The organism is uncultured Gimesia sp., from assembly GCF_937910335.1.
Classification (GTDB): domain Bacteria; phylum Planctomycetota; class Planctomycetia; order Planctomycetales; family Planctomycetaceae; genus Gimesia.
Map to the genome: position 1 here is coordinate 1 of NZ_CALEMX010000151.1, position 12,982 is coordinate 12,982.

The window sequence follows — 12,982 nt, forward strand, 5'->3', positions numbered from 1 at the left end:
TGATTCGAGCCTGGATCGATTCCTGGCTCAACCCAAATGGGAAATATCGGCTTATTTGAAGTAATCGGCCAAATTCAATCACTTGCTTACTGGACGATCATCGGTCGTATCGATCAATTTCTGCTGGGGATGATTGCCTTTCAAATGCGGATTTATATTAAAGGGCGCCACTTTTTGACTATCGGTGGTTTGACTGCATTTTCCATTTTTTTCTGGTATTTTGATCAGGCAGGAGGTTTTTATAACAACCCTTCCTATCCATCAAGTCGCATTGTTTGGGTCTTCTTCCCAACCATTGAAGGTCTGGCTTATGCCTTAGTGATTGCCTGGTACGATAATTCTTTTACGCATTCCAATGGAAAGGTGTCCCGATTTATTGCCTTGATCGGTACCTATTCTTATTCCATCTACCTCTTACACTTTTTTTTCTACCGGATAATGATCTTTCTCATGATCAGGTACATCATGCCTGTTTCAAATTTCTATATCGCACTTTGCTTTTCTGTGTTAGGTTTTCTGCTAATGGTACCCATTGGCTATCTTAGCTTTCGATTTATCGAGTCTCCCTTTTTAAAGCTGAGAACAAAATATATCGTAGAAGATAACACAGATAGCGTTATGGAAGTACACTCATGAAATTGATGAGCGGTTCTCGTTTTTCAACACTCTCAGAACTCAGCGGCGAATCAGACTGCGCTGGTTGCTTTGCTGTTTGAGCGGTCGGCGGGAAATTTCCTGCCAGTGGCGGATGTCAATTTCGTAGGGACCGTGCGGGCGATCAAAGCCGCCGTAGTCGCGGTAGTACTTTTCGAGCTTCCCGATCTTTTGTTCGACGCGTAATTCTCCCCGCCTTTGACTTTTGGGAGATCGTCCCCAGACGATTTCCGATCCTCCGGTAGTGATCAGGCGATAAATCAGATCATCCAGTGCCAGTTTCGCTGTGGTTCGTCGCGGTGCTTCGATGGAAACGATGTCGAGTTCTTTCCAGTGGGGTCCCAGCGCTTCGGCCAACTGTGCGGCTCCCTTCACCGTCAGATCTCCCCAGGGGTTACCCGCGGAGCCTTCCGGCACAGATCGAATTCCCGTAATGATCGGGTACCGCCGGGCATCGGAGACTGAAAAATCTTCCGATGGTAACAAAATGCCTTCGTTGTCTACCGGATAAAGATTCTGATTTAGCTCAACCATCGCTGCCGGCTTGCGGAATAACACTTCCACTACTACCGTATTGGTCTTTTGAACGGAAACGACTTTTTGAACCCAGGGATGATTCTGAAACGCTTCAGCGATTTTCAGGACCAGTGCCTGATCTAGTAACGAGACTTTCTCGGGAAGTTGACTGCGTTTGATGACCTGATCGACGATGTCAATGGGAACATAATGCGGCGGCGCCGGATTCAGAGAGAGGTTTTTCGTTTCAATCTGGTATTCTTTACGTTGAGTCAGATCTGGAAGCTGGTTCTTGAGCTTTTGAAAAAAGAACAATCCAGAAGCGAAGACTGCCAGTATCAACAGGATTTTGGGTCGAAACAGCATGTGAAGCAGAAATGAGGGGCTTAGCGCAGACTCTTCTTCTTCGAGCTCTTCCTCTTCTTCCTCAATCTCTTCGACCTTTTTTTTGACGGGCCGTTTTTTCGATGCTTTTCGACTCATAAGTGTTTGTTTATCGTGTTGTCTTCTGATCTGAAAAGTGAGACTTCCCGGGTCGTTATTAGTTCCCTGGATAACGGTTTTGCGAACTTACAGCGCGCAGCGAAAGTGGGCGCAGCATTCCTACATTATTGTTATCGCAATCTCACGCCATCAGAGTTGGGGCGCTCCGCAGAAAAGTCGTGATTCCTGAGGAAAGCAGGCCGCTTGGTTAAGCTTTATCAATTATGCGGCTTGTTGGCGATTTTTGTCAGACATTTAACGAGTACTCCTTCGCAGAGCGCGCCAAAGTCCATGTCAGCCTGGGCAGCCGCTTTGGGAACGAGAGAGTGGTCTGTGAATCCGGGAATGGTATTTACTTCCAGTACCCAGGGTTTCTGGAACCGGTCGAGTAGCAGGTCTACGCGAACAATGCCCCGCGTACCGAGTGCTTCGCAGGCATTGGCCCCCGTTTTAATGATGGATTGAATCACATTGGTAGGCAGATCGAAATTGAACAGGTATTGGGTTGAGTCTTCGACGTATTTTGCATCGTAGTCGAAAAACTCATTGGGCGTTTGAATTTGGATCAGCGGAAGTATCTGATCGTCGATCAGAGTGACTGTCCATTCCGAACCTTTGATAGCGGATTCGAGAATTCCAAATGAATCATAATGAAAACAACGTGCCAATGCTTGAGGCAGTTCTTCCGGAGCATTGACAATGCTCACGCCTAAGCTGGAACCTTGTGCGTCCGGTTTCACAACCAGGGGATAACCCATGCTGCGGGCGTTTTGTTCAATTCGTTGTGCATCGTCAGATTCATGAATCAAGACATAAGCAGGGGTGCTTACATTGTTTTGAATAAAGCGTTCTTTCGAAGCCGACTTGCTGAAAGCCAGTTTGGAAGTTGCTGCATCACAGCCCGCAAAAGGCACATTCAGGCGATCGAGTGTTGCCTGTATGGTGCCGTCTTCTCCGTAGGTACCATGTAAGGCAATGAAGACAACATCGCAATTCGTCCAATCATAATTCTCAAGATCGACCAGTGAAGGATCGACGGTTTTCACCTGATGTCCACGAGACGTTAATGCGTGAGATACTGCTGCACCACTTTTGAGGCTAATCTCGGATTCAGCCGATTCTCCACCAGCGAGGACAACGATATTGAAAAGGGGAATGGGATTGGATTGTGAGTCGGTCATCGGGAAGCCTCCTTGCCACCAGACACTTTTGAAATCTAGTTTTTAATTTTTGATTGGTATCGCTTTTTAAAGTGAATCGCGGAATTCTAGCAATAGTCCTTAAATCTGGAAATGTGGATCTTGAATCGTCGGATTCTGTTAAGCTGGGAAATTAAAGTGAGATGTGACAGATTTGGTTACTGAAACAGGCGAATGGTTTTTCTCAACTGTCGATAAGCTTTTTTGCCCAGTGATTCCGGTAAAACGGAGATTTTCGCCTGACCCGCCGCATGTATGAGAGGTTGTTCCGAAAGGGGGTCCAGTGTCACTCGGGCTAGATACGATGTATTGCTTAGTTGTCGTTTCCCTGTGGGGTCGATTTCGGTTGTAATTTCTTTGCGATGAATCAGATTAGGATGTAAATCATCAATATCGATTTCCGCGATTTCCTCAATGGTTCCATTGAGCAGGTTGCCGGGATATTCATCCAGTAGAATCCGAACTGTTTGACCTGCTTTGATAAACTCGACATCTTCCTGGTTCACAATCAGTCGTGCCTGTAGTTTTTGAGGATCGCCGAGTGAACAAAGCCAGGTTCCGCGTTCGAGAAAACAATTTTGGTTTTCTTCATCCAGGGGTGAGCCGGACCAACTGGAAAGTGTTTCCTCTTCCTGAGACGGTGGTTTTTGGGGTGCGGGAATTAATGTGCCTGTAATGGGTGCATTTAACCTGAGCCGTCGTTGATCGGTTTGTCGCTGTCTTAGTTGATCAATCAGGTCGGCGCGTTGATCATTCGCTGTGAGGAGTTCCTGGGCGGCTTCCGGGTCAATCACCTGGCGTTTTTCCAGTGTGGAAATGAGAATATTCTGTTGGTCAATCTGGCCCGTCAGTTTGAGGATTTCCTGATCAATTTCATCATTCTGTAACTGGGCGATCAATGAACCCTGCTGTATTACCGTTTGCGGTGTAGCCGCTGATTTGAGAAAACCGGCCGCGGTGACATAAACGTGTGTGGCAGCTTTGAGTTCGATGAGTGCGGGTGCGGTAATTCGATGAGGCAGAGGAATGAATAACAGGCCTGCCAGCAGAACCAGTGCGAACGTCGCGCGAATCAGGAAGCGTCGCCATTGAATCTGACCTGCTTTGGCATAGGTCTGGATTTCATTCACGCCGGACTTCAGTGGCACAATCAACATTCCCATTAGAACAAAAGCTCCCATAATCTGTGCGATGATCTCTAGACCATACGGTTCTAACACATAATAACAAACTGTCAAAATTACGATTACAATAAACCAGCGATACAAAATGGAAGCTATCCCGTACAAAAACAGAAACCGTCTTAGTCGTCTTGGTTCTTTGAGCAGGATGTCGGCCTTATGTCCGAAGAACCAGTGATGCAGTCGATTGGAAACAATGGTTTGAGCCCGTTGTCTCAAGTTGGGTACTTCGATTAAATCCAGGAGGATATAGTAACCATCATAACGTAGCAGGGGGTTCCCATTCAGTAATAAAGTGCTGACCGAACAGACAAAGACAATGTTGAGACAGAGTGAATGAAACAGTCCCGGATAGGAAAACCACCACAGAAAAACGCAAGCTGCCGAAATGAAGAGTTCGACAAAAATACCCGCTGAACTTACGATAATGCGATGCCATTTATTGGGCATGGTCCAGGCATCACTGACATTTACATACAGGCAGGGAATGAATGCCAGTAGCATGACCCCCATTTCGTGACATTCGCCCCCAAACTGTTTGCACGCAAACGCGTGTCCAAATTCATGCAGTACTTTGACCAGGGCTAGACTGATACCCAGCAGTAACAGGTTTTTCGCTTCGAAGAACGTTGCAAAATCTGGAAGCTGTGCGATGACCGCATCCAGATGCGTGACAATTAATGTGCCCGCAGCAACCATCAAAAATAACGAAGCCAGCAGGAACAGGGGAGTGAAACACAAAGCGGCCAGGGGTTGCAGCCAATTTAACAGGCGGTGTGGATCTATTCCCCGAAAACGAATTGCCAGCGGGTTCATCCAACGCGCGCGAAATGACTGTTTCTGTTTGAGCGTCTGACGTTCCAATAAAATTTCGCCTTGCCCAATCGCATCTGCGAGAACCAAACCTTCCTGATGCAGGCGTGATAAAAACCCCTGTAGCTGTGAGGCTTCCAGTTTTTGAGGCGAAAACCGCTGTTCGTATTGGCGCCGAATTGTTTCAAAGGAGGACTGTCCATCCAGCAGTTTGAGAATGAAATATTCTTCATCGCGCAGTTGATAGTATTGCAGCGAGATCGGATCTTTGAGCCCCCAATATTTTTTGCCACCAAACTGCAACGGTTGAATATGCAGGTCGGCTCGCATTTGCAGGCGCAGAGGCTGATTCGAAAAGTCTTGAGGGCCGAAGGACATAGTGGCTTTAGTGATTTTCTCAATCGAATAGAGTTTATTTAATGATCAGTGAAGCACGCATACCCGGTTTGAGTTTGAGGTCGGGGTTTTCAATTTCTGCCCAGACTCGTGTCTGGTTATTCACCGGATTGATTTCCGGGCTGACAAACGAGATCTTTCCCCGGAATTCAATTTCCTGTTTCGTTCCCGGATTCACGAGTAGAATCACAGGTCGGTCTTTGAAATTTTGTCCTTGTAGCAGAGATGAATTCACGAGTCCTTCTGCACGCAGGCGATCTAATTTTAATAAGCGAAGAACGGTTTCGCCGGGTCGCACCCATTCTCCCTCTTTTGTCAAAATCTGAACGACCATTCCCGAAATAGGCGCGATCACCTTTCGCTTCTGGACAGCCAGGGCGGCGATGGCTTCGGAGTTCTGTTTCAGGCGGGCTTCCAGCGCGGATGTCTTCGCTTCTTCTGTTGCCTGTTCGATTTCCAGTTCCGCTTTTTCAGCGGTGAGTTTCAGGCGGTCCAATTCTGTTTTGGAAATACTCTTGGAATATTTCTTAATGGAATCTAAGGCTCGTTTTAACTCTGCGAGTGCGACTTCATGCGACTTGCGGGCAAAGCGAATGTTAATATCATTCTCGGCTTTATTTTGCGACATTTGATATTCCAGCTTCGCCTGCTGCAAAAGTAGATTTGATTCCGAATCTTCAATCTGTGCCAGGAGTTCCCCTTTCCGAACGGTCGAGCCTTCCTTGACCAGCATTTTGTTGAGCTGACCGACTTCACGTGCCGGTACTTCCACCTGTTCAATCAGGCTGACTAAGACGGAATCAATCCTCAGGCCAGTGGAGCTTGCAGATTTTTCGTCAGCGAGTAGTGCCCCTCGGTTTCCTATGAGAGACAAGGTGCTGATGGTGAACAAATAAATCAAGGCACGAAATTGGTGCATGGTATTCCATTCCTGGTTTCTAGGAAGGTAGAAGGATCTGGTGGAGTCAAACTCGGAAACAGGCTCAATAAAAATCGTTTTCAGGTGCTTTCACCTCATACCATATCCGCATTCCGAAGGCTATCGAAATTGTGGTATCTCTGTTCGGTAGGAGCAAACAGTCATCGATTCTGTGGAGAACATTCTCAGAATACCCTATTTTTTGGTATCCACAATTGAGATCGGGACATTGTGTCCGTTAAGATCGACTTAGAGCATCGGTTTTATAATAGTGTGAAACTGGAAAAATCGTCCGAAATATTTTGTATTCAGGTAGCAATCTTATGGATCAGCATTCAGAGCAAACAGAATCACGTCGTTCCTTTTTGAAGACGACCACGGCTGCAGTGGCGGGCAGTTTTTTTGCACCTGCGATTCTGGGAGCGGAAGATAAAGCCGGGGCGAAGAACCCCGTGCTGGGTGAAGGCGCGTTTCAGTATGAAGCAATCCATGATTGGGGCGAAGTTCCCAAGCATATCCAATGGGGAGAGACACACGGTGTTTGTGTGGATGCAGAGGGTTTGATTTATGTCAAACATCGTTCACACACCAAAACGCCGATGGATGCCATTGTGGTTTTCAGCCCTGAAGGAAAATTTGTACGTTCTTTTGGTAAAGAGTATCATGGCGGCGGCCATGGGATCGATGTACGGAAAGAAGGCAGCGAAGAATTTTTGTATCTTTCTGATACCAAACATGGAATTGTTGCCAAAACGAATTTGAAAGGTGACGTCGTCTGGAAAATGGGTCGGCCGACAACCCCCGTGCATTACAAAAATACCAAACATCGCTACAGTCCCACCAATATCGCATTTGCCCCTGATGGTGGATTTTATGTGGGCGATGGTTATGGGTCGCATTTCATTCACAAATACACAAAAGACGGAAAGTTTGAATTCAGTTGGGGGGGCACTGGAACCGAGCCTGGCAAGATGAAAACACCTCATGGAATGTGGTTGGATACGCGAGGTGAGGGAGAACCAAAAATCGCCGTGTGTGATCGGGCCAATAATCGACTGCAGTATTTCACTTTGGATGGAAAACATACAGGTTTCGTCAACACGGTCAGTTTTCCTGCCGATATTGATATTCTGGGTGATATCATGGTCGTCTCTGATCTACATGCCCGGGTAACACTGTATGATAAGAACAACGAGGTCATTACCCATTTAGGTTATGATCCGGACTGGACGAAAAAAGTTCTGGATGGCTTTAAAGTCCGAAAGCAACCCGAATCCTGGGAAGCAGGTCGGTTTATTCACCCTCATGATGCCTGTTTTGATGGGGAGGGTAATCTCTTTGTGACCGAATGGGTTCCCGTAGGCCGGGTGAGTAAGTTGAAAAAACTCAGCTAAATCACTCCCTTTGATCAAGAAGTTCAAACCTCAGTTTTTTCTATTCACCCTGGTTGGATCCTGATGAATTTTTCTCACGAATTCGATGAACAGCGTTTCTTCGATTTATGGACGGCAGTGCGGGTTGAACGTCCTGTCAATTTCTCTCTGTTTACGTTTGGCGATCAAAAGTTGCCTTATTTCCTGGTATGCGGGGCGTCTGAGCCCGGTTCCACCGTGAGTATTCGTAAGGGAGATGTCCAAATTACGCGTCCCATGATTATTACACCGGATCAAATGGAGCCGGAGTTCCGCAATTTTTTTGAAGAACAGGAAGAAGCCGATTTGGCAGCGTTTCTGCTTTCGCGGACAGCCGGTTTTTCGAATTTGAAGTTCTCTAATACCAGCGGCCCTGAGCGGATTGTCAGCGACAGCGTTGAGGAAGCGGTTGCCAAGTTGAATGCGCAGCTTGATGACGAAGAGGAAGAACACATTGCCATTTTGAGTGCCCCGCCCGGTATGGGAGGCATTGCCATTATGCGTTATGCCGCCGAACGTGTATGGGAAAGTGCTCCCGGCAATATCCAGGAATTACGAGAGCGCGGCTTTCTGAATTGAAACGTCTCGCAGCATTCTCAGGTAGTGTTTCTTATTTCGAATTCGTCTTTGTAAAAAAACATCAAGATGTGATGTGCAGTGTAAAAAAACATCAAGATGTGATGTGCAGTGTAAAAAAACATCAAGATGTGCAGTCAAAAATGGACTGAGTAGAAACCGGGGCTAACGCCTGATGGTCGTCAGGGAAACCCTCTGGGAAACACATCTGGAGAATCGCTATCAAAGCGATTAAATAAGCGCGACTTAGCGTTTAGGAATGCGATTCAATGTGTAATACGCTTGCGGGTGAAGCAACTTCTGCCCGTGTTGATTTTGCACCCCTTTGGCCTCGAGTTCGTGAACGTAAAGTTCGCGCAGGTCTTTGACTTTTAATCTGACTTTCAAGCCATCTTCCGAGACGCTTAGTTTTTCGAAGGTCAGGTCTTTTGTAAGTATCTCATCACTGCCGTAGGATGAGTGATAGTTGTAGGTATACCGTTTCAACTTGTAGGAATTCGGGTCGAGAGCGGTTTTCGGATCAACGGGTTGCGTGAAAACCAGTTCAAAGCCGTCCGGCTGAGCGCGCATCTCTTTGATTTCAAACGGCGTCTTGCCAGTCCAGATCAGTCTTTCGAGGCCGTAGGAAGCGGTTCCCAGACTACTCCAGCCCCGGTTAGTCAGGCCGACAAACACGCTGCCATCGGTTCCCTGATCCATGCGAAGTACGGCAGAGGCGAAGCCTTCGCGAAAGGGAAAGCAGGCGCCTTGATACTGGCCATCAATTTTTTCCAGAAACACGCGTTGCATTGAGGCTTGTGTAAATTCTCCTACAAAGAACTGTCCGTCGAACGGGCCGAATTTCCCGCCACTGTTATCGAGCATAATGTCTGTCGCCGACTGCCCCACTTTTTTATAGGGAAACCAGATTGCCGGCGGTTTGAGTTGCGGCATACGTTTGACTGCTTCGGGAAAGGGGAGGCCATTCGGAATGTTTTTGATTCCCTGAATGGGAGAGCCTGGAAGATTCATGGAAGCCAGCGCTTCGACATGATGAAAAAAGGCTCCTTCGCGCATGTGGTGCAATGTATTGGTGGCGACCCAGTTTCCTTGTTGATCTGTGTAGAACATATCACCGGCGCGATTGACTCCGATCCCGGAAGGGGAGCGCATGCCGGCACAGACTGGAATCAGTTTGCCATCGGGAGTACATTTCATACCCCAGCCTCGCCAGCGACCTTGCGAAAATCCCAGCGTTGGTTCGTGTACGGCGCGTGCTTTATGTTCTTTCTTGAGCCCCAGTCCTATATTCAACGTGAGCCATAGATTTCCCTCATGATCGAGTTTGGGCCCATACGCGTACTCATGATAATGCCCTGTTACGCCCCAGCCTTTGGCAACGGTGAGATATTCATCTGCTGTTCCGTCTCCATTCACATCTCGAATTCGTGTTAATTCGCTACGTTGTACGGTGTAAAAAGAATCGTCTTTCCAGATCAGTCCCAGGGGTTCGTGCAAAGCGGTGGCAAAGCGTTTGTATGTAACATTTTTGGGTGGCTCATCATAGACGCCATCCAGAATCCAGATTTCTCCTTTCCGAATGGCAACGGCCACGCGTCGATCATCAAGAACCGCCAGGCCGCTCACTTCCAGCACGAGATTGCCGGGCGCGGGTTTCCAGTTTTTAGCCCGCGAATCTGTTTGTGCTTTGGGAGTCATAATCGAAGCAAGCCGATAGTAATCTTCTTCACTTTCAGCAAGTGCAGATTGTTGCGCGACGGCACCAGAGGTGATCACCGCGAGGACCAGCGCCAGCAGAGTAAAGGGTGTTTGTTTTACCATTGGTATTTTACCTCGATGACCGATTTCTCTTTGGCAGTTATGGGAAAAATCCAGTCCGTTTTGTTGTCGATGGTGCGGAGTTCGCTGGCTTTGGCAAGCGTTTTCGAAATCGAGACGGTTAATCCCGCCTGATTTTTCATTGTCGCGGGAGTGATTTGTTTCAGCGTGGCGCCAGTCAATCCACGGAACCAGAGCTGTGATTGATTACTGAGCGAGTGCGTGTTTTTGATCGTCAGTGTTCGCTTTAAGGTTTGGTTTTCAGCGGGTTCCATGCGGTCTTCCATCTGGAATGATCCCACGCGATACAGAAAGGTGGGAGTCCCTGACGCATCTACGCGATAGCCTTGAAACTCTGTTTGCGGATTGTCGGAAGCGATTACGGGCCACGATTGGTTTTTATTTTTCAATAATGCGAATGGCGTTCCGGCTGGGAGTTGAATTTGACTTGTTCCCAGTGGAAGTGCCGGCGGTGCGAATCGGATAAACCAGGTTCCCTGCGCATCGAGAAATCGTCCTTTCCACGCAATCGCTGGTCGAACCTGTTCGGCGTCGAATGCGAAGTGTACTTTTTCGGGAAAGCCAACGGCAATCGCATGTGTGCCTGCTGCCTGCATAAAGGTGCGTAGAATGATCGGCCGTTTTTCGGGAACCAGTTCGTAGTTTTTAGATTTTTCCAGCAGTATTTTTTCAGGCAATGGTTGTTTGGGTCCCGCTTTCAGATATCCCCAGAGCGAAGCAATTTGTTGGTTTACGTCGCCTTCCAGAAGCGTTTTGTTCTGGCTTTTCCCATTGGGAAAGAAAGTGGGCATGCGGGTGCGGGGCTTGAGAGCTGCCGGGTTTAATAAAAAATCGTGAAACCATTTTGGGTGTACGCGATTGGTGACCTCGCTCAGATCAGTGCCGACGACGCCCGGCATACTTTCGCCATGAATCGGATGACATTGAATGCAGCCTGTGCCCAGCATGGTACGGCCTGCAGAGACCAGTTTCGCATGCGCGGGAAAAACTTCGCTTTCCTTCTGTTTCTGAACGCGATCGACTTTTTCAAAAGTGTTGGGGAGAGTAGAGATCATCTTTGCTGGAAAGACGGGCATTCGGGCCTGCATGTGAAAGCGAATATCCCCCTTTCCTTTGAGCACGTTCGTCATCCATTTTTTTTGCAGCTTCGCACCAATGCCTGTCAGCGTGGGAGGGATACGTCCTTCATCGCCTAGATCAACATGGCCGACGGTTTCAAAATAGGGTTTGCGATTGAAGCCTATGCCCCCGCGTTTATCCCGTTCGTGGCAGGCATAACAGTTGAGTTGCAGCAATTGAAAAGCCAACTGCTGTGGGGGTTTCCATTTGTTGTTTTGCGAGAATTGCGTGATTGCCTGTTGAATCGCTGATTGCTGTGGTTCATCCAGTGGATAGTGAGGCAGGTTTTTCTGTTTTTTAGCAAGGCAGCTTGGAGTTGCCCGCTGATTCAGTTCCGCAAGTGGTTTCGCATACTGTGCTGGTTTCAACTGATTTGTTTCATGACAATTCACACACTTCAGTTCCAGAAACCGTTTTTGTCCCTCGGCGATGAGAGCCGTTTGACTGTTTGCATCAATCGAATCCGATGAGTTGGTTTGTTCGCGCAGCAGATAGGCGGCGATATCCGCGGCTTCAACTGCCTTTAATTTGAGTTGGGGCATACGTCCGGCAGGGCGGGTCTGTTCCGGGTTGAGTAGAAAAAACGTTAATGCTTTGCGTGTATACTTGGCGGGCAAATCGCCATGTGGCACCGATTTGACAGGACGAATCGCTGCTGTCAAACCCAGTTCTTTCAAATCTTCCGCGTCGAGTTGGGCGAGCATTTTGTCGGTGGGTGAAATTTTTGATTCGCCCGGTTTGTAAGACTCATCCGGTTCGTGACAGGCTACACAGCCAACCTTGTGATACAGATCCTGTCCCCGCTGAATATTTCCTTTCTTCCAGAATTCGTGCGGCACGGGATTGGCCCCCGTTGCTTTGATGGTGGGAAAGGTGAACTGTTTTGAAGTCAGGAATGCCGTTAAGGCCTCAATCGTTTGCTGTTTTTCTGCTTCTGGTAAATCATGAAGCAGATCGGGCATAGTTGTGCCCGGTTTTGTGGAATGTGGATTCGCCAGATAACGACGGAGCCATTTATGTTGCAGGCGATTGCCAATTCCGTTCAAGCGGGGGCCGCGTTTGGGTTGCAGATGGGAGTGCTTTGTTTGATGACAGGCGGTGCAACTTAACTCACTGATTAATAATTCGCCGGCGCGCTGCGGTTCGATCTCCTGATGTCGGGCAAACCGATCAAAGCCTGATACAAAAGGAGCAGTGCTGGATTCGCAATAAGCAGACGTGAGAGCGACCTGAAGCAGTAACCCCGTTAGAGAGTATATCAGAGAGTATTTCCATGGCCGATTCATTCTCGATGTCTTTCCTCGGGGCAACGAAACAGAATTGAGTTCTTAATCAGGGCAGCATTCCCAAACGGGAACAGGTTGATCATAGAACAGCATTGCACTCGAATCAATCGGCGTATTATATCGATTTTGATTTGAGTGGATTCGCAAACCCGCAGAAGGCTTTCTTGAAACAAGGCAATCCATTTGAAAACAGGCTGGTTGCTTCGAAGATGTTACTTGGATTGCAGGGTTAGCTCTCGTTCGTCGAGCGCTTTCTGCAGGGTTGATGAGTATGCTTTATACTGCTGATCCAATTCCGTATAAGATAGCCCGATCAGCTCTTCCATAGTCTTCGCGTTGTTGCGAATGCGTGCGTTGAAGCTGTAGAGTTCCGATAATTGACTGATGAATGCATCCCGGTATTCTCGGTTTTTAGCGTGCATGAAAAAATGGGATAATCCCGATGCCTGACTGTAGTTGGGGCTGATATTTGGACTGTTTTGAAAAGGAGTGCGGCCCATCGCTGTGAACGTTTCGAGCGGAATATAGTAGTTGTCTTTCAGAAGTCGAAAGCGGGCGGCATTGAAGCGGATATGAATCGGATTGCAGG

The 12,982-nt window shown here is 47.9% G+C and carries 10 protein-coding genes; 3 read left to right on the forward strand and 7 right to left on the reverse strand.

Features of this window, described 5'->3' with window-relative positions; all coding sequences use genetic code 11:
* The first annotated feature begins 36 nt into the window (after window positions 1-36).
* Complete coding sequence (locus tag Q0668_RS06095; RefSeq protein ID WP_298861356.1) at window positions 37-636, forward strand: acyltransferase; 600 nt, start codon at window positions 37-39, stop codon at window positions 634-636.
* Window positions 637-675: 39 nt separating this feature from the next.
* On the opposite strand, the gene Q0668_RS06100 is transcribed toward Q0668_RS06095, so the two are convergent.
* From Q0668_RS06100 to Q0668_RS06115, 4 genes are all read right to left on the reverse strand, one after another.
* Window positions 676-1,653 carry a hypothetical protein gene (locus tag Q0668_RS06100; RefSeq protein ID WP_298861359.1) on the reverse strand — a complete coding sequence of 326 codons (978 nt, stop codon included), beginning with the start codon at window positions 1,651-1,653 and terminating at the stop codon, window positions 676-678.
* Window positions 1,654-1,871: 218 nt separating this feature from the next.
* Complete coding sequence (locus tag Q0668_RS06105; RefSeq protein WP_298861362.1) at window positions 1,872-2,834, reverse strand: D-alanine--D-alanine ligase; 963 nt, start codon at window positions 2,832-2,834, stop codon at window positions 1,872-1,874.
* 176 nt (window positions 2,835-3,010) lie between these two features.
* Window positions 3,011-5,224, reverse strand: coding sequence for an HlyD family efflux transporter periplasmic adaptor subunit (locus tag Q0668_RS06110; RefSeq protein ID WP_298861365.1), 2,214 nt, complete (start codon window positions 5,222-5,224; stop codon window positions 3,011-3,013).
* Between the two features lie 34 nt (window positions 5,225-5,258).
* On the reverse strand, window positions 5,259-6,161 hold the full coding sequence (locus Q0668_RS06115) for an efflux RND transporter periplasmic adaptor subunit (protein ID WP_298861367.1): 903 nt from the start codon (window positions 6,159-6,161) through the stop codon (window positions 5,259-5,261).
* A gap of 323 nt (window positions 6,162-6,484) precedes the next feature.
* Between Q0668_RS06115 and Q0668_RS06120 the strand changes: the two genes are divergently transcribed.
* Window positions 6,485-7,555 carry a twin-arginine translocation signal domain-containing protein gene (locus Q0668_RS06120; protein ID WP_298861369.1) on the forward strand — a complete coding sequence of 357 codons (1,071 nt, stop codon included), beginning with the start codon at window positions 6,485-6,487 and terminating at the stop codon, window positions 7,553-7,555.
* A 63-nt stretch (window positions 7,556-7,618) separates the two neighbouring features.
* Window positions 7,619-8,152 carry a hypothetical protein gene (locus Q0668_RS06125; protein WP_298861372.1) on the forward strand — a complete coding sequence of 178 codons (534 nt, stop codon included), beginning with the start codon at window positions 7,619-7,621 and terminating at the stop codon, window positions 8,150-8,152.
* Window positions 8,153-8,395: 243 nt separating this feature from the next.
* On the opposite strand, the gene Q0668_RS06130 is transcribed toward Q0668_RS06125, so the two are convergent.
* From Q0668_RS06130 to Q0668_RS06140, 3 genes are all read right to left on the reverse strand, one after another.
* The gene (locus Q0668_RS06130; RefSeq protein ID WP_366918875.1) at window positions 8,396-9,847 is read right to left on the reverse strand and encodes a hypothetical protein; all 1,452 of its coding nucleotides are present in this window, start codon (window positions 9,845-9,847) and stop codon (window positions 8,396-8,398) included.
* Between the two features lie 116 nt (window positions 9,848-9,963).
* Window positions 9,964-12,393 (reverse strand): c-type cytochrome, encoded by a 2,430-nt coding sequence (locus tag Q0668_RS06135; RefSeq protein WP_298861379.1) that lies wholly within the window; start codon window positions 12,391-12,393, stop codon window positions 9,964-9,966.
* Window positions 12,394-12,605: 212 nt separating this feature from the next.
* Window positions 12,606-12,982, reverse strand: a 377-nt coding sequence (locus Q0668_RS06140) for a hypothetical protein (protein WP_298861381.1), incomplete at its 5' end; no start/stop codon positions are given.